Origin of the sequence: Delftia lacustris, from assembly GCF_040267515.1 — a bacterium.
GTDB lineage: Bacteria > Pseudomonadota > Gammaproteobacteria > Burkholderiales > Burkholderiaceae_C > Comamonas > Comamonas tsuruhatensis.
Genome location: NZ_CP141274.1, coordinates 5,660,950 through 5,683,640, shown reverse-complemented (window position 1 = coordinate 5,683,640; position 22,691 = coordinate 5,660,950). Strand labels below are relative to the sequence as shown.

The window sequence follows — 22,691 nt, the reverse complement described above, 5'->3', positions numbered from 1 at the left end:
CCAGCCGATATCCTAAAAATCTTTGAAATATTGGACAAGCCTCTACAAAATCCCATCCAGTCACCGATGAGACCGCTTGCCGCGGCGCGGCAGGTGACTTCCAACAAGAAGCCAAGACAGGAGACAAGGCATGCAAGCATCCGCGTATTTCCCCCTGCGTCCCGCCAGCGCCTCGCTGCTGGCTGCGCTCGCCCTGGCCGGTTGCGGCGGCGGCTCGGCCGTGCTGCACGGGCCGGTCACCTCCATCGAGACCGCGCCCAAGAGCACGGCCTGCCCTGCCGAGATTCCTGCGGGCGTCAGCTGCTGGGCCGGGCAGGACTCCAAGGGCGCCTACTACCTGATCGCCAAGCCCGCGCAGTGGAACGGCACCCTGGTGCTGCACGCCCACGGCGGCCCCGACCTGGCCGCGCCCACCGCCGCCCGTGCGGCCGAAGACCTGGTGCGCTGGTCCATCATGGTGCGCGCAGGCTACGCCTGGGCCGGCTCTACCTACCGCCAGGGCGGCGTGGAAGTGCGCGCCGCCGCAGAGGACACCGAGCGCCTGCGCGGCATCTTCCGCCAGCATGTGGCCAAGCCGCAGCGCACCATCCTGCACGGCCAGTCCTGGGGTGCGGGCGTGGCCGCCAAGGGCGCGGAAATGTTCAACGAGCAGACCGTGGGCGAGCGCCCCTACGACGGCGTGCTGCTGACCAGCGGCGTGCTGGGCGGCGGCACCCATGCCTATGACTTCCGCACCGATCTGCGCGTGGTCTACCAGTACCTGTGCGGCAACCACCCGCGCCCCAATGAGCCGCAGTACGCGCTCAACCTGGGCCTGCCCGCTGACGCCAAGATGCGCCAGGCCGACGTGGCCCTGCGCGTGAACGAATGCCTGGCGCTGGACAAGCCCGCCGCCCAGCGCACGGCCGCGCAGCAGGCGAAGATCGACACCATCACCAAGGTCATCAAGATCCCCGAAAGCGCCATCCAGTCGCACATGAACTGGGGCACCATGCACTTCCAGGACATCTCGGCCAAGCGCACGGGCGGCGCCAGCCCCTTCGGCAACGAGGGTGCGGTCTATGCCGGCTCGGCCGACGATGCCGCACTCAATGCCGGCGTGCTGCGCTACCGCGCCGACCCTGCGGCCTACCGCAAGTTCGCCGATGACACCGACCCCGTGGGCAGGATTGGCGTGCCGGTCCTCTCGGCCAAGTGGATCAGCGACCCTACGGCCTTCGTGGAGCTGGATGCGCGGTTCCGTGCGGTGATGCAGCAGGGCGGCAGTGGGGACCGGCTGGTGCAGACCTTTACGCGGCAGGGGACGCACAGCTATATCAGCGATGCGACCTATCCCACCTTGATGACTGCGTTGATGCAGTGGGTGGAGGCGGGGGTGAAGCCGACTGCTGCGGGGATTGCTGCTGCTTGTTCTGCTAATGAGGCCAAGTTTGGGGTGGGGTGCAGTTTTGATGCGGCTTATGTGCCGGCTGCGTTGGGGGCCCGGGTGCCTGAGAGGGCGCGGCCTTCTTTGCCGTGAGCTGGTTTTTTCCCTGCAACGGGTTAGTTTTTGACCCTGCCGGGTGGTTGTTTTTCGAGGCCGGGTCTCGGCCCGGCGGCCGACCTCCTTTTCTTTGATTCGTCACCGGTACGCCGGCCGAAGAAAAGGAGGCAAAAGAAAGACGACCCGGATGTCCGCGACCCCTTCGCTGCGCTGCGGGGCAACCTGCGTCGGGCCGCCTGCGGGGTTCGCCGCAGAACTCACTGCGCGCTGCGCGCTCCGTTCAGACAACTGCGGCGAGTCAGTTGACGAAGCAGTCCTGTCCTTCGGCAGGACTGCAACCCCGCAGGCGGCCCGACGCAGGCGCTGACATACGGGGAGTTTGCTCGGACCTTTGCTGCGCTCGGCCAGGGGTTTTTTTAGCGGGGCATGTTGGTTCTGGTGGCGGGGGCCAGTTGCGCCGCGAACTCGCGCGCGGCCGCACTGTAGCTGGCGCCTCGGCGCCACAGCAGGCCGGCGGTGCGGATGAGCTGGGGGGCGACCAGGTGGATGGCCACCATGTCCGTGGCCTGCTGGGCGGCGCGCTCGGGGACGATGGTGGCCATGTCGCCCCAGCGGCACAGCGCGATCAGCGATTCCACCGAGCCCATTTCCGCGCGCAGCAAGGGCGTGACGCCTGCGGTGCGCAGCCCGTCCTCGATCAGGCTGCGCGTGTAGAACGTGCGCGGCAGCAGAGCCAGGGGCACGCCGGTCAGCGACTTGACGGACAGCGTGCGGCGCCCGGCCAGCGGGTGCGATGGGTTGACCAGCAGCATCATGCGTTCGTCGAACAGCGGCAGCGCGTCCAGCTCGGCGCGCTGGGGCGGGTGAAAGCTCACGCCCAGGTCCAGGCTGCCGTCCAGCAATCCCTGCTCCACGGGCGGGGCCAGCAGCTCGATCACCACCACGTTGACCTTGGGATAGGCACGCATGAAAGCCGCCACGGCCGGGGCGACCAGGGTGTTGAGGAAGGTGGGAATCACGCCGATGGTTAGCGTGCCGGTCTGCAGCTCGCTGAGGTCGGCCAGCGCCATGCGCCCGGCCTCCACCTCATGCAGCGCGCGCTCCGCATAGTTGCGGAACACCACGCCGGCCTGCGACAGCTTCAGCCCCCGGCCAATGCGCTCGAACAGCGCCATGCCCAGCTCCTCTTCCAGCTGGCGCAGCCCATGCGAGAGCGTGGACTGCGTGACATAGAGGTTTCTGGCCGATGTCGTCAGGTGCTCGGTCTTGGCGATATCGACAAAGTAGCGCAGCTGGCGCAGTTCCATGGGTGAAGGCAAGGGGGTGTTCGGCGGGCCAGTTTCTCACAGAGATACGGGCGCGCCGCACAGTTCACTCGCCGTCGTCCTGGTCCACGAACTCCACCAGCTCCGGCAGCATCTCCAGCTGCTGGATAGCATCCTTGAGCCGCAGGCCAAAGCGTGATTCCGGCCGCCCGAAGGCGCCCTGCGCCAGCCGCAGCGCCGCTGTTGCCTTGATCCACTCCACCTCGAAGGCATAGCGGTCCGCATGCTGCTGGACACTCATGCGCTTGATGTGCTCCAGCGCCAGCTCCACGGCGCAGTCCACATCGACTTCGCTGTCGTCCCTGTCAGGATCGTCGACCATCAGTTCGATCAACTGCTGCAGCGTGCTGTGCACCAGGCCCAGCGAGGCGTGCATGGCCTGCCGCCAGGTGGGAAGAAAAGGTGGTTGGGGAGGGGCCGCCTGAGCGGCGGTGAGAGGGTGCATGTCTTGGTTCCTGTATGAATCAAGAGAACCACACGCCACCGTACGACGGGCAACGGGTGGACGGGATGTTCGTAACACGTATACAGACGTGCGGCCATCCTTGCGGGTAAGCCCATCCCGTCCAAAACCGTTGGAGACGGACGCGCGACGACGCATCTGCCCCAGGAATCTGGACATGACAAAGCCCCCTTCAAGGTGGGGGCCGCACCTCTGTATTGGTGTTACGACACACCAAGCCTTTCGGCCTGCCGCAAGTTTAACGGCTGCGTATCAAGAAACCAGGCCGAGCGCAGCGAAGGCCCGAGCAAGCTCCCCGTATGTCAGCGCCTGCGTCGGGCCGCCTGCGGGGTTGCAGTCCTGCCGAAGGACAGGACTGCTTCGTGATCTGACTCGCTGCGGTTGTCTGAGCGGAGTTCACGCAGTGAACGCAGCGAGTTCCGCAGCGAACCCCGCAGGTGGCCCGACGCAGGTTGCCCCGCAGCGAAGCGAAGGGGTCGCGGACATCCGGGTCGCCTTTGCTTTGCCTACTTTCCTTTGGCGAAACAAAGGAAAGTAGGTCGGCCGCCGGGCCGAAACCCGGCCTCGAAAAACAACCCCCCGGCAGGGACAAAAAACAGCACCTGACCAAGACCAGACCAGAACAGACCAGCTGTCACACCCCTGTAAACCCCCACCAACAAACTCCCCCCCTTCACCACCCCCACAAAAACCACATGCCACTGAGCAACCTCCCCACATTGCAATCCCTGCTCCTGTCCCGCCGCCTGGCGCTGAGCGTCCTGGCCAGCGCCGCGCTGGTGGCCGCCTGCGGTGGCAGCGACAGCAACGACAGCGCGACGCCCCCGGTGGCCAGCCAGCCCGCGACGGCCACGCTGGCCGTGCTGGAGACCACGGATCTGCACTTCAATGTGCGCAGCTATGACTATTTCAAGCTGGCCGAGGATGCCTCCTACGGCTTCGAGCGCACGGCCACGCTGGTGCGCGCGGCGCGCAAGGAGTTTGCCAATACGCTGCTGGTGGACAACGGCGACACCATCCAGGGCACGGCCCTGGCCGATTACGAGGCCGAGGTGGCCAAGATCCCCTGCACGCAGCAGCTGTCCATGTACAAGGCCATGGGCGCGCTGGGCTTCGATGCGGGCACGCTGGGCAACCATGAGTTCAACTACGGCCTGCCCTTCCTGAACCAGGTGCTGGGCGGCGGCCTGGACGTGGACGGCGTGGACAAGTCGGTCAAGTGCGCGGGCAATGGCTTTCCCATGGCGCTGTCGAATGTCTACAGCAGCAAGACCAAGCAGCCGCTGGTGCAGCCCTACGTGATTCTGGAGCGCAAGATCGCGGCCAAGGACAAGGATGGCAAGGCGGTGGAACTGCCCATCAAGATCGGCGTGATCGGCTTCACCACGCCGGGCATCATGAACTGGGACAAGCGCTATCTGGAGGGCAGGCTCTACACCGAAGGTGCCGTGGAGTCCGCCCAGAAGTACCTGCCCGAGATGCGCGCCAAGGGCGCCGACGTGGTGGTGGCCATGCTGCACGGCGGCCTGGACGGCGCGGCCTACTCGCCGACGATGGAAAACCCCGGCCTGCACCTGAGCAAGGTGGCCGGCATCGACGCCATGGTCATGGGCCACCAGCACGGCGTGTTCCCCGATACGGCGGCCACGCCGGCGTTCACGCAGGCGGGCGTGGACAACAAGGCGGGCACCATCAACGGCGTGCAGTCGGTGATGGCCAGTTCCTGGGGCAAGGCGCTGGGCGTGATCCAGCTGGCGCTGAAGTGGGACGGCAAGCAGTGGAGCGTGGACAAGAGCGCGGGCAAGAGCGAGCTGCGCAATATCCAGACCGGCAAGGACGCCGCAGGCAAGGCCACCTACGTGGCCGTGGACCCGACGGTGGCGCCGCTGATCGAGAGCCAGCACCAGGCCGCCATCCAGTACGTGAAGACGCCCATCGGCAGCACGGATTTCCGCATGAGCACGCTGTTCGCCGATGTGGGCGACCCGGGCGCCATCCAGATCGTCAACCAGGCGCAGCGCGACTATGTGGCCGACTATGTGAAGGCCAGCCTGCCGCAGTACGCGCAGCTGCCCGTGCTGTCGGTGAGCGCGCCGTTCAAGTCGGGCTTCCAGGGCGGCGCCGACTACACCGACGTGGCCGTGGGCCCGCTGGCCATCTACAACGCGGCCGACCTGTACCTGTACCCCAACACCGTGTATGCGGTGAAGGTGAATGGCGCCGACATCAAGGACTGGCTGGAGGCCGCTGCCAAGCGCTTCAACCAGATCGATCCGGCCAAGACGGGTGAGCAGCAGCTGATCAGCACCTTCCCGGGCTACAACTTCGACATGTTCACCACGGCCGATGTGCAGTACGAGATCGACGTGACCCAGCCCGTGGGCAGCCGCATCAAGAACCTGCAGTACCTGGGCAAGGCCATCGACCCCGCGCAGGAGTTCGTGATCGCCACGAACAACTACCGCGCCACCAGCGGCAAGAGCTTCATCGCCAAGCTCGACGGCTCCAGCGCCATCTGGGCCTCGCCGGACGCCAACCGCGACGTGGTGATCGGCTACGTGCGCAAGAAGGGCAGCATCACGCGCGCCGCCAATGGCGCGGCCAAGAGCTGGCGCTTCACCAAGGTGGCCACCTCGGCCAACGTGGTGTTCAGCTCCGGCGCCAACGCGCTGCCGGTGGCGCAGGCGGCGGGCCTGGCCAACATCTCGCTGGTGGCGGCCGATGACGGCTCGGGCAAGGGCACGTCCAAGTACCGCCTGGATCTGTCGAAGTAAGTTCCGGCAGGCAAGCAACAAAAAAGCCCCGTGCATCTGGCACGGGGCTTTTTTGCTTGTGCCGAACGGGCTTCAGCGCGCAGGCGGCATCTCGAACACCAGGCAGGTGGTGGTGGCGTGGGCGTAGAGCGTGCCATCGGGGCCGACCAGGCGCGCCTCGGCCGTGGCCAGTTGGCGGCCGCAGTGCAGCACGCGGCCTTCGGCGCGCACGCGCGGCACGCGCGGGGTCAGGGCCTTGACCAGGTTCACCCCCAGCTCGGCCGTGGTGTAGCCCCGGCCCGGCGGCATGCAGGTGTGGACGGCGCAGCCCAGCGCCGAGTCCAGCAAGGTGGCGAACCAGCCGCCGTGCACCGTGCCCATGGGGTTGAGGTGGTTGGCGCCGGGGCGGCCCTGGAAGACGGCGCTGCCTTCGCCCACGGAAATCAGCATGAAGTCCAGCGTGCGTGCAATGGGCGGGTAGGGCAGTTCGCCGCGCAGCATGGCTTGCATCAGCTCCAGCCCGCTGCGGCCTGCGACCTGGTCGGGGCGCGACACGCCTGCGCCGGGGCCGGCGTCCAGCCGGAGGGTGACCGCCTGTTCCTCGTCCAGCCAGGCTTGCAGGGCAGGGGAGATGGCACCGGTGGCGCTGGAGGTGGCGCCGGAGGTGAGGCTGTGGGCGGCCTGCTCCGGGGAGTGGGTGCGGGTGTCCATGGAATGTCTCTCTTTCATTGGGAAAAGTGCGGGCGCCAGGCTGTCTGGGATGGCGGCGTGGATATTATTGTATCTACAACAGTTGTATATGCAATAATCTGCGCCATGCCAGTGAATCCAGACATCCTCGCCGTGCCCCAGGGCTGCACCAACCACCGCGTGCGCCAGCTCATGCGCAGCGTGGGCCAGGTGTATGACGCCCATCTGAACGAGACGGGGCTGCGCATCACGCAGTACTCGCTGCTCAGCCATGTGCTGGCCGCCAGTCCGGTGCGGCCCTCGGACCTGGCGCGGCGCATGCGCATGGACGCCTCGACGCTGACGCGCAACCTCAAGCCGCTGATCGACGCCGGCTGGGTGCGCATGGGCCAGGGCGAGGACCAGCGCAGCCGCCTGGTGCACATCACCGACGCGGGCCAGGCCAAGCGCGAAGAGGCCAAGCAAAGCTGGAAGACCGCACAGAACGAGCTCAACGCCCGCGTGGGCTTGGAGCGCGTGGCGGCCCTGCATGCGCTGATCGACGAATGCCTGGTGCTGCTCGATGGCGGCAATGGCGATGGCAACGCTGCAGACGGCCCGCAGGCGTAGGCCCTACCGAATTCCCAACCCCCGAAGAGACTCCCATGCTCTCCAACTCCACGGCGCGCTGGCTGCAGCGGCGCGGCATCCACTACGGCTGGCTGGTCGCGGCCATCACTTTCCTCACCATGCTGACCATGTCGGCGGCGCTGGGCCTGCCGGGCGCCATGCTGCAGCCGCTGTCGCGCGAGTTCGGCTGGAGTACGGAGCAGATATCGAGCAGCCTGGCGCTGCGCTTTGCGCTGTTCGGCCTGCTGGGGCCGTTTGCGGCCGTGATGATGGAGCGCTTCGGCCTGCGTGCCGTGATGTGCATGGGCCTGGCCCTGGTGGGCGGCGCCATGGCGATGGTGACGCAGGCCACGCAGCTGTGGCATCTGTTTTTGCTGTGGAGCCTGCTGCTGGGCATGGGCACGGGCCTGACGGCGCTGGTGCTGGGCGCCGTGGTGGCCAACCGCTGGTTTGCGGCGCGGCGGGGCCTGGTCATCGGCGTGCTCACGGCCAGTGCGGCCACGGGGCAGCTGGCCTTCCTGCCGCTGGCCGCCTGGATGATCGAGCACTGGGGCTGGCGCTCGGCCACGGTGCCGGTGTTCGTGGCCAGCGCCTTGATTGCCGTGCTGGCTCTGCTGTTCGTGCGGGACCGGCCTTCGGACCTGGGCCTGGTGCCCTTTGGCGGCGATGCCTCGGCCCCGCCGCCACCGGCCATGGCCATGAACTTCGGCACGCCCTTCAAGGTGCTGGCCGAGGCCGCGCGCAACCGCACCTTCTGGCTGCTGGCGGGCACCTTCTTCATCTGCGGCCTGTCCACCAACGGCCTGGTGCAGACGCACTTCATCTCGCTGTGCGGCGACAACGGCATGGGCGCGGTGCCCGCCGCGTCGGTGCTGGCCATGATGGGGGCCTTCGACTTCGTGGGCACCGTGCTGTCGGGCTGGCTGTCGGACCGCTACGACAACCGCAAGCTGCTGTTCTGGTACTACGGGCTGCGCGGCCTGTCGCTGTTCTGGCTGCCGCATTCGGAGTTCACCTTCTATGGCCTGGGCCTGTTCGCCATGTTCTACGGGCTGGACTGGATCGCCACGGTGCCGCCCACGGTCAAGCTCACGGCCCAGCATTTCGGGCCGCAGAAGGTGGGGCTGGTGTTCGGCTGGATCTTCGCGGCCCACCAGCTGGGCGCGGCCACCGCTGCCTGGGGCGCGGGCCTGACGCGCACCCTGCTGCTGACCTATACGCCCGCGCTGTATGCGGCCGGCCTGGCCTGCCTGGTGGCGGCGGTGATGGCGCTGGTGATAGGTCGGGCGCGCAAGGCGGCGGCGGTGGCCGCGGCCTGAGCCCCATCACCGCTCACGCCATCCACGCCCTCAGTACAGCTGGCGCTTGCCCGGCTGCAGCAGGACGACCAGGGCGCCCGCGCCACCTTCGGCCGGGCGGGCCTGCACAAAGGCCAGCACTTCCTTTTTCTGCACCAGCCAGCGCAGCACGCGGCCCTTGAGCACGGGGGTCTTGCCCGGCGAGCCCAGGCCCTTGCCGTGCACCACGCGCACGCAGCGTATGCCGGTGCGGTGCGACAGGCGGATGAACTGGCCCAGCGCCTCGCGCGCCTCGTCCACGCGCAGGCCGTGCAGGTCCAGCTGGCGCTGGATGCTCCACTGGCCGGCGCGCAGCTTGTGGGTCACGTCCAGGCCGATGCCGGGGCGCCGGAAGCTGAGCTGGTCGTCGGTGTCCAGCAGGGTGCTGACGTCGAACTCGTCGCTCATGGCCTCCTGCAGCACGCGCTGCTCGTCCAGCTCCAGCTGCAGGGGCAGCGGCTCGGGGGGCTCGGGGGCATGGAGGTGGCGGGCGTGCGCGGACTTGAGCGCATGTACCGGGCCCACGGTGTTTTCGAACAGCTTTTGCTCGGCCAGGAGGCGGCGCGCCGTCTCGGCGCGCTGCTGCTGGAGCAGGGCCTCTTGGGCGGCGGCTTCGGCCAGTGCGCGGCGCACTGGCGCGAGGTCCTGCAGGCTGGTGGCTTTCAAAGTCATGGTGACGCCGGTTGTACCGCAATTTCGGCACCCCGGCGGCCATGGCGGGCCCAGCCGGGGTCCTACAGCATCCCCTGGCCCGCCATGGACAGCGCGGCGCCCGGCGCGACGATCACATGGTCCAGCACCTGGATGTCCATCAGGCCCAGGGCAGCCTGCAGGCTCTGCGTGACGGCCCTGTCCGCAGCGCTGGCCTGGACATGGCCGCTGGGGTGGTTGTGGGCCAGGATGACGGCACCCGCGTGGTGGTGCAGGGCGCGCAGCACCACTTCCCGGGGGTAGACGCTGGTGCGCGTGAGCGTGCCGCGGAACATCTCCTCCAGCGCGATCAGCCGGTGCTGGCTGTCCAGGAACAGCACGGCGAACACCTCGTGCTGGCGTGCCGCCAGGTGCAGCTGCAGGTAGCGCGCCACGGCCTCGGGCGAGGCCAGGGCAGGGCGCTCGCGCAGTTGCTCGGCCGTGGCGCGGCGCGCCAGTTCGAGCACGGCCAGGAGTTGTGCGCACTTGGAAGGCCCCAGCCCCTTGATGGCCTTCAGGTCGGCGTGCCCGGCCTGCAGCAGCCCGGACAGGCCGGGCCGGCCGGGCAGCTGCAGCAGTTCCTGGGCCAACTGCAGCACGCCCTTGCCGGCCATGCCGGTGCGCAGCACGATGGCCAGCAGTTCGATGTCGGAAAGCGCCGAGGGGCCGTGTGCCGCGAGCCTTTCGCGCGGCTGGGCCTGGGCGGGCAGGTCTTTGAGAGCCATGGTTCAGCCAGGTGAGGGGCGCCGCAGGGGCACCGTTGCACGGGGCGTGGGGACATGGATGTTTTTCTACAATACGGGCCAGTTTATCGGGACTTCCATGACCTCTAGCGCTTCTTTCCCGGCCCACCCCACGGTCCAGGCCGGCTCGTTCCTCACGCTGCACTACCGCCTGTCCGGGCCTGCAGGCGATGTGATCAACACCTTCAACGACAAGCCCGCCACGCTGTCCCTGGGCGCGGGCGAGCTGTCGCCCGCCGTCGAGCAGCGCCTGCTGGGCCTGGCCGAAGGCACGCGCACCACGTTCGAGATGCCGGCCGGCGAAGCCTTCGGCGAGCGCAACGGCGACATGATGCAGTGGGTGGCGCGCAAGCTGATGAACGAGCTGGGCGACCCGCACGAGCAGTACGCGCCCGGCGACGTGGTGCAGTTCCCCACGCCCGACGGCCTGGGCAGCTACGCGGGCGCCGTGGTGCAGGTGCGCGAGGACGGCGCCGTGCTGTTCGACTTCAACCACCCGCTGGCCGGCCAGCCGGTGACCTTCGAAGTGCAGATCATCGGGGTGCTCTGAGGTGCCGGATACGACCTCGCCCCAGGAAATCCTGCTGGCCGAGCCACGGGGCTTCTGTGCCGGCGTGGACCGCGCCATCGAGATCGTGGAGCGTGCGCTGGCCAAGTTCGGCGCGCCCATCTACGTGCGCCACGAGATCGTGCACAACACCTTCGTGGTCAACGATCTCAAGGCCAAGGGAGCGATCTTCATCGAGGAGCTGGACGACGTGCCGCCCGGCGCCACCCTGGTGTTCAGCGCCCACGGCGTGAGCCGGGCAGTGCAGGAGGAGGCGCGCAGGCGCGGTTTCTCCATCTTCGACGCCACCTGCCCGCTGGTGACCAAGGTGCATGTGGAAGTGGCCAAGCTGGCCAAGGAAGGCTACGAGTTCCTGATGATCGGCCACAAGGGGCATCCCGAGGTCGAGGGCACCATGGGCCAGCTGTCCGAGGGCATCCACCTGGTCGAGGACGAGGCCGATGTGGCCCGTGTCACCCCCCGCCAGACCGAGAAGCTGGCCGTGGTCACGCAGACCACGCTGTCGGTGGACGATGCCGCAGGCATCACGGCAGCCATCCGCGCGCGCTTTCCGCAGGTGCGCGAGCCCAAGCAGCAGGACATCTGCTACGCCACGCAAAACCGCCAGGACGCCGTCAAGGTGCTGGCGCCGCAGGTGGATGTGCTCATCGTCGTGGGCAGCCCCACCAGTTCCAACAGCAACCGCCTGCGCGAGCTGGCCGCGCGCCTGGGAACGCCCGCCTACATGGTGGACAACGCGGGCGAGCTGTGCGAGGAATGGTTTGCCAATGCCGGGCGCGTGGGCCTGACGGCCGGCGCCTCGGCGCCCGAGGTGCTGGTGGACGAGGTCATCCAGCGCCTGCGCCAGCTGGGCGCGCTGTCGGTGCGCAAGATGGATGGCATCGAGGAGACCGTGAAGTTCCCGCTGCCCAAGGGTCTGAAGATCGACGCGGCCACGGGCCTGGAGATCTCCGTGGGCAAGCAGCCCGAGACGGGCGGCTGAACCGCAGGCGCAGCGGACATTGGCCAAAAAGCAAACGGGCGCCTGGCGCCCGTTTTGCATGGTGGGGCCGAAAGCCTCAGCTCCACAGATCCAGCGGCGGATCGGAGGCCACGGCGCGCAGGATGTCGGTGCGGCTGATGAAGCCGGCCAGCAGGCCCTGCTCATCGGTCACGGGCAGGCCCGGCAGGCCGGTCTCCAGCAGCACGCCGGCCACGCGGCGCAGGTCGGTGGTGGTGGCCACCGTGGGTATGGGGGAGATCATGACCTCGTTCACGGGCCGGCGCGCCAGGGCAATGGCGTCCTTGATCGCACCGGGCTCGGGCAGCAGGTCCAGCGGCGCCATGTCGGCACGCAGCAGCAGGCCGACCACGCGGCCACCGGCATCCAGCACGGGGGCCTGGGCCACGCCGTGCTCGGCCAGCACGCGCCAGGCGTCGTTGACACCGGCCTCGGGCGACACCGTCACGGCCTCGTGGCTCATCACGTCGGCCACGGTCTGCAGGGGCTGGCGTGGCTGGCTGGGGCCTTTTTCCGTGGAAAGGTAGGCATCGACCGCGCCGCGGCTGCGCGGGGCGGGCTCCGGCGCGCCGGCAGGCTGGCCCGCGAGGTCGGCCAGGATGGCAGGGAACGAGGCGGCTGCATCGTCGGCCATCACATCGGCCGAGCGCGTGCGCAGGGCCTGCGGGCGTTGTACGCGGCGCACGGGCGCCACCTGGCCCAGCCGCTCGGCGGGACCGCGAAACATCTGTCCGTTGGGACCGAAGACAAAAAACATGGGTGCTCCCGGGTGCGCAAACCGCTGTGGGCGGCATATTGGAAGTATCGGCGCCGGCGCGGGATTTCTGTAGCGGCAAGACCCCCAACGCCCAGGGGCGGGCGCTGCCATGGCGATACCGCCTAAAATTGCCGGCTATGCTCGATATCCTTCTTCTTCGCAAAGACCTTGACTCGGCCGTCGCACGGCTGGAGACCCGCAAAAAGCCCCAGGCCTTCCTGAACGTGGAGGCCTTCCAGTCCCTGGAAGCAGAGCGCAAGTCCCTGCAGACACGGACCGAGGAGCTGCAGTCCAAGCGCAACCAGCTGTCCAAGCAGATCGGCATGCTGATGGGCAAGGGCGAGAAGGACGCTGCCGAGGCCGCCAAGGCCGAAGTCGGCAGCCTCAAGACCGAGCTGGAGCAGTCGGCCACGCGCCTGGAGCAGATCCAGGGCGAGCTGCACGCCATGCTGCTGGCCGTGCCCAACCTTCCGCACGACAGCGTGCCCGTCGGTGCGGACGAAAGCGGCAATGTGGAGGCGCGCCGCTGGGGCACGCCCAAGACCTTTGATTTCGAGGTCAAGGACCATGTGGACGTGGGCCAGCCGCTGGGCCTGGATTTCGACATGGGCGTCAAGCTGTCGGGCTCGCGCTTCACCGTGATGAAGGGCCCCATCGCCCGCCTGCACCGCGCCCTGGCGCAGTTCATGATCGACCTGCAGACCGACTCGCATGGCTACACCGAGTGCTATGTGCCCTACGCCGTCAATGCCGACTCGCTCAAGGGCACGGGCCAGTTGCCCAAGTTCGAGGGCGACCTGTTCGCCGCCAAGAAGGGCGGCCAGGACGGCGAGCCCGTGCCCGACAACGCGGCGCTCTACCTGATTCCCACGGCCGAGGTGCCGCTGACCAACTTCGTGCGCGACGTGGTCGTGGCCGAGGACCAGCTGCCCATCAAGCTCACGGCCCACAGCCCCTGCTTCCGCTCGGAGGCCGGCAGCTACGGCCGCGACACGCGCGGCATGATCCGCCAGCACCAGTTCGACAAGGTCGAGATGGTGCAGATCGTGCATCCGGAAAAGAGCTACGAGGCGCTGGAAGAGATGACCGGCCACGCCGAGGCCGTGCTGCAGAAGCTGGGCCTGCCCTACCGCGTGATGAGCCTGTGCACGGGCGACATGGGCTTTGGCTCGGCCAAGACCTATGACCTGGAAGTCTGGCTGCCTGCGCAGAACACTTACCGCGAGATCAGCTCGGTCTCCAACTGCGAGGCCTTCCAGGCGCGCCGCCTGCAGGCGCGCTTCAAGAATGCCCAGGGCAAGAACGAGCTGGTGCACACCCTCAACGGTTCCGGCCTGGCCGTGGGCCGCACGCTGGTGGCGGTGCTGGAGAACTACCAGAACGCCGACGGCTCGGTGACCATCCCCGAGGCGCTGCGCCCGTATATGGGTGGACAGACTTTGCTGAAGGCCTGAATTTTTAGGCTATAATTTCAGCTTCGACGCTGCGGAGAGGTGGCAGAGTGGTCGATTGTACCTGACTCGAAATCAGGCGTACGTGCGAACGTACCGAGGGTTCGAATCCCTCCCTCTCCGCCAGAAACATGAAACCCAGTGCTATGTGAATAGCACTGGGTTTTTCTGTTTCTGGCATTGCCTGGCGAGAGTACGGGCGATTGGGGCCGCCATAAAAAATGCCCGCGTTGGCGGGCCATGCTCAGATCTCGAGGGCCTTGCGGTCCTTGCCTTCGATCCAGCGCGGCGGCTTGCCCCGTCCCGTCCAGGTGGCTCCGGTGGCGGGGTCCCGGTATTTCGGCACGCCAATGTTGGCGGACTTGGATTTGCGGGCGCTGAAGATGTCGTCGTGGGTCAATCCGAACTCATGGACGAGTTCTCGGACCTTTGCGATGACTCCGCCTTTCTCCGCCTTCAGCGTTTCGGCAATCCGTGCCTCAAGCTCGCTCTTTTGCTTGAGCAGGGTTTTGTAATCTGCTGTCATATGTTCCTCATGGATAGTGTGCTACACAATGACGCATTTTATGGAGACAGGGTCGATGTCGCATGTGGGACATCGTCGGTGTTTGCACCTAGGTTTTTCAATATTTCGCCATTGTTCGGGATAGAGCGCGAGGCCTTTGTCTACGCCTCGACAAACTCCCGGTGGCTGCTGAAGTGCAGGATTTCGGAATCCTGCGCTCCGCCCTGTCTTTGAATGACGATGGTGCCATTGGCATGCAGATAGATTCGGATGCCCGGCGTGGTCTCCGAATCCCAGTAGCAGGGGCTTTTGTCGAGGTTTTTCCAGCCGTGCTCTGCGCACAGCGTGCGCTGGCGCATGCTGTTGAGCAATTGCCTGCGCGCGCCTGCGCCTTCGCAGATGCGCATCCACAGCAGCAGGAGCATGTCGTGCGCTTCCTGGCGGGATGAGCAGGGAGGCATGTGCTTCAACTGGCCCAGGAGGGTAAGGAACCGCTGTTCTATGCTGATGTTCAGTGCCATGCCCATCTCCTTTGTGCGTGGATATGCATCAAAGTGTAGGCAGCGCCGAAGGCTGCCGATATAGGGCGGATGACGACAGCGCCGGTGGCTTTTTTTCCTGCCGGTTTGCAGGATGGGTGCTTGGCCGGCTGTCGTGACAAAGGCCAGCGGCGTCAGTGCGATTGCATGCCCATGAGATTGCAGGACATGGCGCATTGCTGGCAGGCTGCCGCGCAGGTCTGGCAATGGTCGTGGGAATGCTTGCCGCATTCGTCGGCGCAGGCCTGGCAGATCCGGGCGCACAGGCGGCAGATGTCTGAGACATGCGGACTTTGGCGCGCCATTGAGGCCACGGCCAGTTCGCAGACCTGCGCGCATTCAAGATCCTGGGCAATGCAGGCGGCCATCATCTGGACGTCTGTTTCCTTCAGGCAGGCGGCGGCACAGGTATTGCAGGCAATGATGCAGGCCTGGCAGGCATCCATGCATGCCTTGTAGTCGATGGCCGGTGGGGTGGTATTCATGGGAGTTCTCCTGGAATGAGGGAGTGAAGTCGCGCAGGGCGTTCTTCCTTGGCCAGCTATCCGCACCAAAGAAAACGCCCCGCGAACGGGGCTGTGTCAAAGACCGCAAGGGTCGGGATTTACAGGTAGGGCACGCCGTAGTAATCGTTCACGCGGCGTCCATATTCATCGGTGTAGGCCGGTGCCGTGTCGCGCTCATAGCGGGGCGCGTTGTCCAGCTGCTCGCGCGTGAGCGACACCACGTAGCCGTTCATGTCGGGCTCGTACTTGAGGGATTCCCAGGGCAGCGGATAGCGGTCCGTGCCGATGCCCAGGAAGCCGCCGAATTCCATCACGGCGTAGCGCACCTTGCCGGACAGCTTGTCGATCATCAGCGTGTCTATGCTGCCCAGCTTGTCGCCCGCGGGGTTGTAGACATTGGTGCCGCTGACGGTTTCGGAAGAAATGACGCTCGATACGGTGTTGGGTGTGACCATGAGGCTCTCCATTGAGTGGGTTGGTGCTGGCACGCCGACGCTGTGCATCTGGCGGCTGGGCGATGCAGCATGGGAAAAGGCGCGGGAGGCGGCCCCTTCAAAGCCCGTGCATCGCCTGGCGAAGTCGAAGCCTGTGTGCTTCTGGGTTCCAGCTTAGGACCGCAATGAAGTGCTCCGGGTAGTCGGTGCGCCGCGACCGGCGTAGGAGGGTCCTTGGGTGCCGGAGGCCAGGTCCTACGAGCCCTTGTAGTCATGGTCTGCGCAGCTGCGGCCGTTTGCTGACGCGGCAGCGCAGCCTGGGCCGGCGTCGGCCTGGCGGGCACAGGCGTACAACGAAAACTGCAAGAGGGATGCTGCGGATGCAGTCCCGCGTCCACGGTCCATCCCCGAAGGAGATTCCCATGAATGCAAGTAACAAGCCATCCATCCCGCCGGTGTCTGCAGATGCGGTGGAGGACGAAGACCTGGCCGAACAGGCACGACCGGGCCACGGCGTACCTTCCCAGGACCCCGAGGCAGCTGCCCAGTACCAGCTGTCGCCGCAGGATGCGCAGCGCGAGTCACGCTCGGTGTTCATCGGCGGCGGCGTACTGGCCGGAGCCGCTGCCGGCGCTGCCGCCGGTGCGGTCATTGCAGGCCCGGTGGGCGTGGTGGTGGGCGGCACGGTAGGCAGCGTGGCCGGTGCGCTGGGCGGTGCGGCCGCAGGTGCCGTGGCGCCGGCAGAGAGTGCGCAAAAGCCAGTGGAAAAGCCCGTGCCACCCGGCAGCAAGTCTTCCGGGTGACACGGGCAGGCCGTTGCAGGCCATGTGTGGCGCGGCGGGCATGGACGGCGGCGGATGCATCCCGTATACAGGGGCCTGTCCACTTTCCTATCCACCCAGATGGCCAACGTTCTCATAGGCATCGTCGCCGCAATCCATGTCTACATCCTCGTGCTGGAGATGTTTCTCTGGGACCGGCCGGCTGGCAGGAAAGCCTTTGGGCTGACGCCGGAATTTGCGCAGCAGACCAGGACGCTGGCCGCCAACCAGGGGCTTTACAACGGCTTTCTCGCCGCAGGGCTGATCTGGGGGCTGGCGCAGGGCGCCGACGGCCTGGCGTTCAAGTACTTTTTTCTCCTGTGCGTGCTGGTGGCAGGCCTGTATGGCGCCGCCACCGCCAGCCGCAAGATCCTCTGGGTGCAGGCCGTGCCGGCCGCCGTTTCGCTGCTGGCCCTGTACCTGGGGCTGTGAGAACGCCCGGGCACCGGTGGGCGAAACCGCTGCAGCTGCTGCTGGACCGTGACCCCGGCGTGCGAGGCGCGGGCCGGCATAGCCGACATGGCCGGCGTCAGTCCACCAGCGCCTGTATGGCCTGCAATTGCGCCGCCAGCCCGGGCCGCGCGGCCGGAAAAGTCTCCTCGAAGGCGGCAGTGCCTATCGTGAAGCCCGCTGCGCCGCCGGCCAGCACGGCCGCGATGCGTTCACTGCGATCAATGGAGCCGGCCACGACCACGGGTTTGTCCACCGCATCGCAGACGGCCTTGATCAGGGCCGGCACGTCGCCGTGGAAGCGGTAGGCCAGCAGGTCCAGGCCATGCACGCCGTCCAGCCCCGCCATGCGGCGGGCGCTGGCCACGATGTCCTGTACCGGGCCTGAAAGCACGCTCGGATGCCCGCTCACCTTGCCGGGAAACGGGTAGTACGCAATGCCGCTGCCGCGCAGCACGGGCAGCACCGCCTCGGGCCGTGTGCCACCCATGAGCACGTCCACACCGAGCTCGACCGCCGCGCGGGCCGAGGCCACTTCGCTGGCCTCGTCCAGGCTGACAACCTCCAGATAGACCCTGGCGCCGCCCGCCCGGATGTCCCGGGCCAGGGCATGCAGCTCGGGCAGGGGCAGGCCGATGTCCTTGAAGCCCACATGGCGAACGCCCTGGGCCAGCACCTCGCGCAGCCGCTCGCGCGCATCGGCAATGGTCCTGTCCTGCTGTGTGAGCATGAAGATGAAGTCCGGGCGCTGCGTTCGTGCGCTGGCACCGGTACGGGTGGCCTGCACCATGGCTGCCGCCTGGCGCAGCGCGCAGGCCAGGCTGGCGTGGTCGGCGCGGCCCGTGCCCGCGATGTCGAAGGCCGTGCCATGGTCCACCGAGGTGCGCACAAAGGGCAGGCCCACGGTGATGTTCACGCCTTGCTCCACACCCAGGTATTTCACGGGAATCAGCCCCTGGTCATGGAACTGGGCGACCACCACGTCGAACTCGCCCCGGCGCGCCCGCATGAAGACCGTGTCGCCGGGCCAGGGGCCGCTGGCGTCGATGCCTTCGGCGCGCGCGGCGGCAATGGCGGGGATGATCACCGAGCGGTCCTCGTCCCCGAACAGACCGTTTTCACCGGCATGCGGATTGAGCCCTGCCACGGCCACCCGGGGCCGGGGGATGCCGAACGCGCGGCAGGCCTGGTGCGCGAGGCGAATGGCGCGCAGCTCGTTGTCCATGGTCACGGAGGCGATGGCCTGCTGCAGCGGCACATGTATGGAGACCAGCAGCACCCGCAGCTCATCATTGGCGAGCATCATGGCGAAGTCGCGGGTGCCGGAACGCTCGGCCAGCATCTCGGTATGGCCCGGATGCGGGCAGCCTGCCGCGCGCAGCGCTTCCTTGTGGATGGGGGCGGTCACCAGGCCCGAGACGTCGCCAGCCAGGGCCAGGTCGATGCCGCGCTGGATATAGGCATGGCAGGCCGCGCCGGCGCGTGCATCGACGCAGCCCCAGGGCAGGTCCGGCGGCAGGTCCTCGCCGGTCTGCAGCACGAAGAGCGTGGCGGGCGGCACCAGGGCAGGGACCTGGGCCGGTGTCTCGATGGCCCGGATCTGCGGATGGACGCCCAACCCATCGGCCGCCCGCTGCAGCCGGGCGATGTCGCCGATGACGAGAAACGGCGTGCAGGGCCGCGCAGGGTCCATTGCCAGCTTGACGATGATCTCGGGCCCGATGCCCAATGGATCGCCCATGGTGATGGCCAGGGGCACGCTGGCCGGAGTGCTGGCCGAGGGGTTGGCGGAGTTGGGGCTGGAGTGCTTCATGGTTCTTGCTGAAACCTCAATCGATGGGCTTACTTTGCATGAAGATGCTCCAGTAATAAATCGATATAGACTCATCATTCAATTGAGTAATGTTCAACTGAAAGTCCGCTGTTCCACCTGTCTAGAGCCGCCATTGCCATGCCCGCACCCGTCCACATGCCGCCGCTGTCTGCCTTGCGCGCCTTCGAGGCCACGGTGCGCCATGGCAGTGTCTCCAAGGCCGCGCGCGAGCTGCACCTGACCGATGGCGCCGTGAGCCGTGCCGTGCGCGACATGGAGGAGGCGCTGGGCTTTGCGCTGTTCCAGCGCAGCAACCGCAGCATCATTGCCACGCCCACGGCCCGCGTGCTGGCCGAGGAGGTGGCCCTGGCGCTGGAGCGCCTGCGCGGCGCGCTGGGCCGCGCGCGGCAGGCGGCAGGGCCGGACCGGCCGCTGGTGCTGTCGTGCGAGCCCACGTTTTTGATGCGCTGGCTGATTCCGCGTCTGGGTGGTTTGCAGGAAGCGATCGGCACGCAGCGCGAGCTGCGCCTGGTATCGGCCGGCGGCTCCGTGCCCTTTGCGCGCGAGGGCATTGATCTGGCCATACGCCGCGCGGATTTCGACATGGGCGCCGATGTGGTGGCCGAGCCCTTTGTGCAAGAGCGCGTGGGGCCCGTCTGCAAGCCCGCGCTTGCCAAGGCGCTGGCACGCTCAGGGCCGCTGGGCGGGGTGCTGCTGCATACGCAGTCGCGGCCGGACGCATGGCGGCATTGGAGCGAACTGACCGGCGTGCCGCTGCGGGCCGGTCGCGAGGTGCGCTTCGAGCATTTCTACCTGAGCCTGCAGGCCGCCGTGGCCGGGGCCGGCGTCGCCATCGGCCCGCTGGCACTGGTGGCCGATGACCTGGCCAGCGGCACGCTGTGCGCGCCGCGCGGCTTCGTGGCCGATGGCTCGCACTACGTGCTCATGTCGCCCCGGCCGGTGCAGGACGAGGCCAGCTTCGCCCTGGTGCTGGACTGGCTGCGCGCGCAGACCTTGCCGCTGGGCCTGGCGCATGCACAGGCACATGCACAGGCCCCGGCGGCCGGCTGAGCGTCGATCAACCGGGCTCCTGATCGTGCTCCGACAGCTCGCGCCAGTGCGTGCGTGTGAAGGCGTAGGCCGTGTCCAGCGCCGGTGACAGGGTGCGCGCGGCCATGCGCGCCATGCCGTAGCGGCCGCATCGGCGGGGATCGGCGGGCAGGGGCACTTCGGCCATGGCGCCGCTGGCGCGCTCCTTGCGGGTGATGGACAGCACGCCGAACAGCAAGGTGTCCGTGGCCAGGGTCACGCCGCGCAGCAGGTCCAGGTCGTTGCAGTGCAGGGTGAACAGCTTGTCGGGCTCGGCGCCTTCGCCCCACAGCTCGGCCAGCTGCCGCGCCATGGCCGTGCTCAACGTGGTGGTGGCCAGCGGGTAGCGGCGGATCTCGTCCATGCCGGGGTTTTGCAGCACGGGGTGGCCCGCGCGGCAGACCAGGCCGGCTGGCAGCTCGCCCAGCAGTTCCATCTCCACGTCATCGGCGGCGCGCAGCACGTAGGCGTCGCCGACGATGGCATCGATGGATTCGTTGCGCAGCAGCTGCAGCAATGCGCTGGTGGCACCCATTTCGGCGCGCACCTTCACGCGCGGATGCGCCTGCGCCATGTGGATCAGAAAGGGCTTGAGCAGCAGCGCCGCGGGCGCGGGCGCCACGCCAATGGCGAGCGCGCCTTCCTGGCCGCCGCGCAGCAGCTCCAGGTCACGCCGCAACTGGGTTTCCTCCAGCCGCATGCGGCGTGCGCGCTCGGCCACGAGCTCGCCAAACACCGTCAGCCGGGCGCGCCGCGCGCCCCGGTCGAACAGCTGCGCCCTGAGTTCATCTTCCAGCGCGCGGATGCTGCGGCTCAGCGCCGGCTGGGTGAGATGCACGGCGCGCGCTGCGTCGGAAAAGGTGCCGTGCTCGACGATGGCCAGCAGGTGCCGCAGCTTCTGTGTATCCATGCGGAGTCCTCATGGTTTGTTGGCAAATTTTTCATTTGAATTATAGGTAGGCGCTTCCTAAGATCGCATCCAGGGACATTGAAATGTTCTATAGAGCGGCCACAACCGCCAACTCTTTCATCGGAGCAAAAGGAGACAAACCATGCTCAAGCTGTTCATCGGCATAGGCATCCCGTACATCGCGGTGATCGGCCTGCTTCCCTGGGTCGCGTCCGTCGATCGCTTCGTGTTCGGCGTGCCCTTCATCTACCTGTGGATCTTCATGTGGTTCGTGCTGACGTCGCTGTGCATGCTCGTGTGCTGGCTGATGTTCGACCGCCACGAAGCCGACGACGCGCAGTCCGCCTGAAGGGAGCACCGCCATGACCACCGCAGTCTTTCTGGGCTTCATCGCGCTGTCCCTGTACCTGGCCATCCGCTCGCGCACGGGCAGGGGTGCACAAAGCGTGCATGACTTCTTCGTCGCCTCCCGCCAGTTCGGCGCCTACCTGGTGTTCTTCCTGGCCGCCGGCGAGATCTACAGCATCGGCACCATGGTCGGCTTTCCGGGCGGCATCTACGCCAAGGGGCCGACCTATGGCGTCTGGTTCCTGGGCTACATCCTGCTGGCCTATCCGCTGGGCTACTTCCTCGGCCCCATGATCTGGAAGGCGGGGCTGCGGCACAACGCCATCACGCTGCCGGACCTGTTCAAGGGCCACTTCGGCAGCCGTGCGCTGGAGCTGATCGTGGCCGGCTCGGCCATCCTGTTCCTGCTGCCCTGGGGCCAGCTGCAGTTCACGGGGCTGGTGGCCGCGCTCAAGGGCCTGGGATGGAATTTCCAGCCGCTGCACCTGCTGCTGATCTCTGCGGGCCTGGCCTTCACCTACATCGCCATCTCGGGGGTGCGCGCCTCGGCCTATATCGCCATCCTCAAGGACATCCTGATGGTGGTGGCCATCATCGCCACGGGCGTGGCCGTGGGCTGGCATGCGGGTGTGGGCGATGTGTTCACCGCCGCCAGTGCCAAGGTCAGCAACCACATGACCGATACGCAGCTGCGCTTTTCCATGAGCACCATGCTGTTCCAGGCGCTGGGCTTCTACATGATGCCGTTCGCCGTGCAGAACTTCTTCACGGCCAAGAGTTCGCACACCATCCGCCGCACCCAGATCGCCATGCCGCTGTACATGCTGATGTACCCGTTCCTGGTGCTGGCCTCGTACTACGCCATCAGCCAGAACCTGCAGCTGGCATCGCCCAACGAGGCCTTCTTCGCGGCTGCCGTGCGACTGCTGCCCGACTGGCTGCTGGGCCTGGTGGCCGCAGGCGCCGCGCTGTCGGGCCTGCTGGTGCTGGCGGGCATCTGCCTGGCCATCGGCCCCATCGTGGCCCGCAACCTGCTGCCCGGCCTGCCCGAGGCCAAGCAAAAGCAGGGCGCCAAGGTGGTGATCGTCATTTACCTGGTGCTGTCCATCGTGATGACGCTGCTCACGCCCAATCTGATGCTGACGCTGATCAACACCACCTACTACGGCGTGACGCAGTTCTTCCCCGGAATGATGGCCATCCTCTTCGGCTGGCGCATCCGGCCCATGGCCGTTGCCCTGGGCATTGCCTGCGGCCAGGCGCTGGCCATTGCGCTGTACATCCAGCAGCCGGATTTCGGCGGCATCAACCTGGGCTTCATCAGCCTGGCGCTGAACCTGCTGGTCACGGCCATCGTCCACTATCTGCCCGGTGCCGCGCGCGTCAAGGCCGCCTGAAAAAGACCAC

Annotated in this window: 24 protein-coding genes and 1 tRNA gene; 13 read left to right on the top strand and 12 right to left on the bottom strand. The window is 67.1% G+C overall.

The genetic code is table 11. From position 1 onward, the window contains the following. The first annotated feature begins 130 nt into the window (after positions 1 to 130). Positions 131 to 1,519, top strand: coding sequence for a hypothetical protein (locus tag U6958_RS27520; RefSeq protein WP_074923652.1), 1,389 nt, complete (start codon positions 131 to 133; stop codon positions 1,517 to 1,519). 380 nt (positions 1,520 to 1,899) lie between these two features. Here U6958_RS27520 and U6958_RS27515 read toward each other — a convergent pair whose 3' ends face one another. Both U6958_RS27515 and U6958_RS27510 read right to left on the bottom strand, forming a co-directional pair. Then, complete coding sequence (locus tag U6958_RS27515; RefSeq protein WP_013803865.1) at positions 1,900 to 2,790, bottom strand: LysR substrate-binding domain-containing protein; 891 nt, start codon at positions 2,788 to 2,790, stop codon at positions 1,900 to 1,902. A 64-nt stretch (positions 2,791 to 2,854) separates the two neighbouring features. Beyond that, positions 2,855 to 3,253, bottom strand: coding sequence for a hypothetical protein (locus U6958_RS27510; RefSeq protein WP_074923653.1), 399 nt, complete (start codon positions 3,251 to 3,253; stop codon positions 2,855 to 2,857). Positions 3,254 to 3,966: 713 nt separating this feature from the next. On the opposite strand from U6958_RS27510, the gene U6958_RS27505 reads away from it, so the two are divergent. Then, the gene (locus U6958_RS27505; protein WP_074923654.1) at positions 3,967 to 6,045 is read left to right on the top strand and encodes a bifunctional 2',3'-cyclic-nucleotide 2'-phosphodiesterase/3'-nucleotidase; all 2,079 of its coding nucleotides are present in this window, start codon (positions 3,967 to 3,969) and stop codon (positions 6,043 to 6,045) included. A gap of 72 nt (positions 6,046 to 6,117) precedes the next feature. On the opposite strand, the gene U6958_RS27500 is transcribed toward U6958_RS27505, so the two are convergent. Then, on the bottom strand, positions 6,118 to 6,735 hold the full coding sequence (locus U6958_RS27500; protein ID WP_074923655.1) for a PaaI family thioesterase: 618 nt from the start codon (positions 6,733 to 6,735) through the stop codon (positions 6,118 to 6,120). Between the two features lie 105 nt (positions 6,736 to 6,840). Here U6958_RS27500 and U6958_RS27495 point away from each other — a divergent pair, with 105 nt between their 5' ends. Then, entirely contained in the window at positions 6,841 to 7,323 is a 483-nt protein-coding gene (locus tag U6958_RS27495; RefSeq protein ID WP_074923656.1) for a MarR family winged helix-turn-helix transcriptional regulator, read from the top strand. Positions 7,324 to 7,358: 35 nt separating this feature from the next. Next, positions 7,359 to 8,642 (top strand): MFS transporter, encoded by a 1,284-nt coding sequence (locus U6958_RS27490; protein ID WP_043824820.1) that lies wholly within the window; start codon positions 7,359 to 7,361, stop codon positions 8,640 to 8,642. Between the two features lie 30 nt (positions 8,643 to 8,672). Here U6958_RS27490 and U6958_RS27485 read toward each other — a convergent pair whose 3' ends face one another. Next, a complete protein-coding gene (locus U6958_RS27485) occupies positions 8,673 to 9,332 on the bottom strand; it encodes a Smr/MutS family protein (protein WP_016454291.1) in 660 nt (219 codons plus the stop codon). A 62-nt stretch (positions 9,333 to 9,394) separates the two neighbouring features. Beyond that, positions 9,395 to 10,075, bottom strand: coding sequence for a DNA repair protein RadC (gene radC, locus U6958_RS27480; RefSeq protein WP_016454292.1), 681 nt, complete (start codon positions 10,073 to 10,075; stop codon positions 9,395 to 9,397). A gap of 97 nt (positions 10,076 to 10,172) precedes the next feature. Here radC and U6958_RS27475 point away from each other — a divergent pair, with 97 nt between their 5' ends. Both U6958_RS27475 and ispH read left to right on the top strand, forming a co-directional pair. Continuing rightward, entirely contained in the window at positions 10,173 to 10,643 is a 471-nt protein-coding gene (locus tag U6958_RS27475) for a peptidylprolyl isomerase (RefSeq protein WP_047219241.1), read from the top strand. Position 10,644: 1 nt separating this feature from the next. Then, the gene (ispH, locus tag U6958_RS27470; protein WP_016454293.1) at positions 10,645 to 11,643 is read left to right on the top strand and encodes a 4-hydroxy-3-methylbut-2-enyl diphosphate reductase; all 999 of its coding nucleotides are present in this window, start codon (positions 10,645 to 10,647) and stop codon (positions 11,641 to 11,643) included. Positions 11,644 to 11,719: 76 nt separating this feature from the next. Here ispH and U6958_RS27465 read toward each other — a convergent pair whose 3' ends face one another. Then, complete coding sequence (locus U6958_RS27465) at positions 11,720 to 12,418, bottom strand: HPP family protein (RefSeq protein ID WP_017406743.1); 699 nt, start codon at positions 12,416 to 12,418, stop codon at positions 11,720 to 11,722. A 137-nt stretch (positions 12,419 to 12,555) separates the two neighbouring features. Here U6958_RS27465 and serS point away from each other — a divergent pair, with 137 nt between their 5' ends. Both serS and U6958_RS27455 read left to right on the top strand, forming a co-directional pair. After that, complete coding sequence (serS, locus tag U6958_RS27460) at positions 12,556 to 13,872, top strand: serine--tRNA ligase (RefSeq protein WP_074923657.1); 1,317 nt, start codon at positions 12,556 to 12,558, stop codon at positions 13,870 to 13,872. A gap of 33 nt (positions 13,873 to 13,905) precedes the next feature. Further along, positions 13,906 to 13,995, top strand: a tRNA-Ser gene (locus tag U6958_RS27455). Positions 13,996 to 14,113: 118 nt separating this feature from the next. On the opposite strand, the gene U6958_RS27450 is transcribed toward U6958_RS27455, so the two are convergent. The 4 genes from U6958_RS27450 to U6958_RS27435 all read right to left on the bottom strand — a co-directional run bounded on the left by U6958_RS27450 (position 14,114) and on the right by U6958_RS27435 (position 15,874). Beyond that, a complete protein-coding gene (locus U6958_RS27450; RefSeq protein WP_016450095.1) occupies positions 14,114 to 14,395 on the bottom strand; it encodes an H-NS family nucleoid-associated regulatory protein in 282 nt (93 codons plus the stop codon). 140 nt (positions 14,396 to 14,535) lie between these two features. Further along, positions 14,536 to 14,895 (bottom strand): hypothetical protein, encoded by a 360-nt coding sequence (locus tag U6958_RS27445; RefSeq protein WP_016450094.1) that lies wholly within the window; start codon positions 14,893 to 14,895, stop codon positions 14,536 to 14,538. A 152-nt stretch (positions 14,896 to 15,047) separates the two neighbouring features. After that, on the bottom strand, positions 15,048 to 15,398 hold the full coding sequence (locus U6958_RS27440; RefSeq protein WP_016450093.1) for a four-helix bundle copper-binding protein: 351 nt from the start codon (positions 15,396 to 15,398) through the stop codon (positions 15,048 to 15,050). Positions 15,399 to 15,517: 119 nt separating this feature from the next. Beyond that, positions 15,518 to 15,874: a PRC-barrel domain-containing protein gene (locus U6958_RS27435; protein WP_016450092.1), complete on the bottom strand. Its 357-nt coding sequence runs from the start codon at positions 15,872 to 15,874 to the stop codon at positions 15,518 to 15,520. Positions 15,875 to 16,275: 401 nt separating this feature from the next. Here U6958_RS27435 and U6958_RS27430 point away from each other — a divergent pair, with 401 nt between their 5' ends. After that, entirely contained in the window at positions 16,276 to 16,656 is a 381-nt protein-coding gene (locus tag U6958_RS27430; protein ID WP_016450091.1) for a hypothetical protein, read from the top strand. A gap of 99 nt (positions 16,657 to 16,755) precedes the next feature. Next, on the top strand, positions 16,756 to 17,106 hold the full coding sequence (locus U6958_RS27425; RefSeq protein WP_017407778.1) for a DUF1304 domain-containing protein: 351 nt from the start codon (positions 16,756 to 16,758) through the stop codon (positions 17,104 to 17,106). 97 nt (positions 17,107 to 17,203) lie between these two features. Here the strand turns inward: U6958_RS27425 and pdxA are convergent, their stop codons facing one another. After that, entirely contained in the window at positions 17,204 to 18,937 is a 1,734-nt protein-coding gene (pdxA, locus tag U6958_RS27420) for a 4-hydroxythreonine-4-phosphate dehydrogenase PdxA (RefSeq protein WP_074923658.1), read from the bottom strand. A gap of 138 nt (positions 18,938 to 19,075) precedes the next feature. Between pdxA and U6958_RS27415 the strand changes: the two genes are divergently transcribed. After that, positions 19,076 to 20,008 (top strand): LysR family transcriptional regulator, encoded by a 933-nt coding sequence (locus U6958_RS27415; RefSeq protein WP_074923659.1) that lies wholly within the window; start codon positions 19,076 to 19,078, stop codon positions 20,006 to 20,008. 7 nt (positions 20,009 to 20,015) lie between these two features. Here the strand turns inward: U6958_RS27415 and U6958_RS27410 are convergent, their stop codons facing one another. Beyond that, positions 20,016 to 20,936 (bottom strand): LysR family transcriptional regulator, encoded by a 921-nt coding sequence (locus U6958_RS27410; protein ID WP_047219220.1) that lies wholly within the window; start codon positions 20,934 to 20,936, stop codon positions 20,016 to 20,018. 142 nt (positions 20,937 to 21,078) lie between these two features. Between U6958_RS27410 and U6958_RS27405 the strand changes: the two genes are divergently transcribed. Next, the gene (locus U6958_RS27405; RefSeq protein WP_016450086.1) at positions 21,079 to 21,285 is read left to right on the top strand and encodes a DUF3311 domain-containing protein; all 207 of its coding nucleotides are present in this window, start codon (positions 21,079 to 21,081) and stop codon (positions 21,283 to 21,285) included. A gap of 13 nt (positions 21,286 to 21,298) precedes the next feature. Continuing rightward, positions 21,299 to 22,681: a sodium:solute symporter gene (locus tag U6958_RS27400; protein ID WP_074923660.1), complete on the top strand. Its 1,383-nt coding sequence runs from the start codon at positions 21,299 to 21,301 to the stop codon at positions 22,679 to 22,681. The last annotated feature ends 10 nt before the right edge of the window (positions 22,682 to 22,691 follow it).

Bases quoted from the DNA above. Each gene is read 5' to 3' on its own strand.
- U6958_RS27430 (WP_016450091.1), top strand. From the start codon at position 16,276: ATGAATGCAAGTAACAAGCCATCCATCCCGCCGGTGTCTGCAGATGCG.
- pdxA (WP_074923658.1), bottom strand. From the start codon at position 18,937: ATGAAGCACTCCAGCCCCAACTCCGCCAACCCCTCGGCCAGCACTCCG.
- U6958_RS27490 (WP_043824820.1), top strand. From the start codon at position 7,359: ATGCTCTCCAACTCCACGGCGCGCTGGCTGCAGCGGCGCGGCATCCAC.
- U6958_RS27510 (WP_074923653.1), bottom strand. From the start codon at position 3,253: ATGCACCCTCTCACCGCCGCTCAGGCGGCCCCTCCCCAACCACCTTTT.
- U6958_RS27495 (WP_074923656.1), top strand. From the start codon at position 6,841: ATGCCAGTGAATCCAGACATCCTCGCCGTGCCCCAGGGCTGCACCAAC.
- U6958_RS27515 (WP_013803865.1), bottom strand. From the start codon at position 2,790: ATGGAACTGCGCCAGCTGCGCTACTTTGTCGATATCGCCAAGACCGAG.
- U6958_RS27410 (WP_047219220.1), bottom strand. From the start codon at position 20,936: ATGGATACACAGAAGCTGCGGCACCTGCTGGCCATCGTCGAGCACGGC.
- radC (WP_016454292.1), bottom strand. From the start codon at position 10,075: ATGGCTCTCAAAGACCTGCCCGCCCAGGCCCAGCCGCGCGAAAGGCTC.
- U6958_RS27400 (WP_074923660.1), top strand. From the start codon at position 21,299: ATGACCACCGCAGTCTTTCTGGGCTTCATCGCGCTGTCCCTGTACCTG.
- U6958_RS27500 (WP_074923655.1), bottom strand. From the start codon at position 6,735: ATGGACACCCGCACCCACTCCCCGGAGCAGGCCGCCCACAGCCTCACC.
- U6958_RS27505 (WP_074923654.1), top strand. From the start codon at position 3,967: ATGCCACTGAGCAACCTCCCCACATTGCAATCCCTGCTCCTGTCCCGC.
- U6958_RS27465 (WP_017406743.1), bottom strand. From the start codon at position 12,418: ATGTTTTTTGTCTTCGGTCCCAACGGACAGATGTTTCGCGGTCCCGCC.
- U6958_RS27440 (WP_016450093.1), bottom strand. From the start codon at position 15,398: ATGAATACCACCCCACCGGCCATCGACTACAAGGCATGCATGGATGCC.
- U6958_RS27435 (WP_016450092.1), bottom strand. From the start codon at position 15,874: ATGGTCACACCCAACACCGTATCGAGCGTCATTTCTTCCGAAACCGTC.
- U6958_RS27450 (WP_016450095.1), bottom strand. From the start codon at position 14,395: ATGACAGCAGATTACAAAACCCTGCTCAAGCAAAAGAGCGAGCTTGAG.
- U6958_RS27445 (WP_016450094.1), bottom strand. From the start codon at position 14,895: ATGGCACTGAACATCAGCATAGAACAGCGGTTCCTTACCCTCCTGGGC.
- U6958_RS27425 (WP_017407778.1), top strand. From the start codon at position 16,756: ATGGCCAACGTTCTCATAGGCATCGTCGCCGCAATCCATGTCTACATC.
- serS (WP_074923657.1), top strand. From the start codon at position 12,556: ATGCTCGATATCCTTCTTCTTCGCAAAGACCTTGACTCGGCCGTCGCA.
- U6958_RS27415 (WP_074923659.1), top strand. From the start codon at position 19,076: ATGCCCGCACCCGTCCACATGCCGCCGCTGTCTGCCTTGCGCGCCTTC.
- U6958_RS27520 (WP_074923652.1), top strand. From the start codon at position 131: ATGCAAGCATCCGCGTATTTCCCCCTGCGTCCCGCCAGCGCCTCGCTG.
- U6958_RS27485 (WP_016454291.1), bottom strand. From the start codon at position 9,332: ATGACTTTGAAAGCCACCAGCCTGCAGGACCTCGCGCCAGTGCGCCGC.
- U6958_RS27405 (WP_016450086.1), top strand. From the start codon at position 21,079: ATGCTCAAGCTGTTCATCGGCATAGGCATCCCGTACATCGCGGTGATC.
- U6958_RS27475 (WP_047219241.1), top strand. From the start codon at position 10,173: ATGACCTCTAGCGCTTCTTTCCCGGCCCACCCCACGGTCCAGGCCGGC.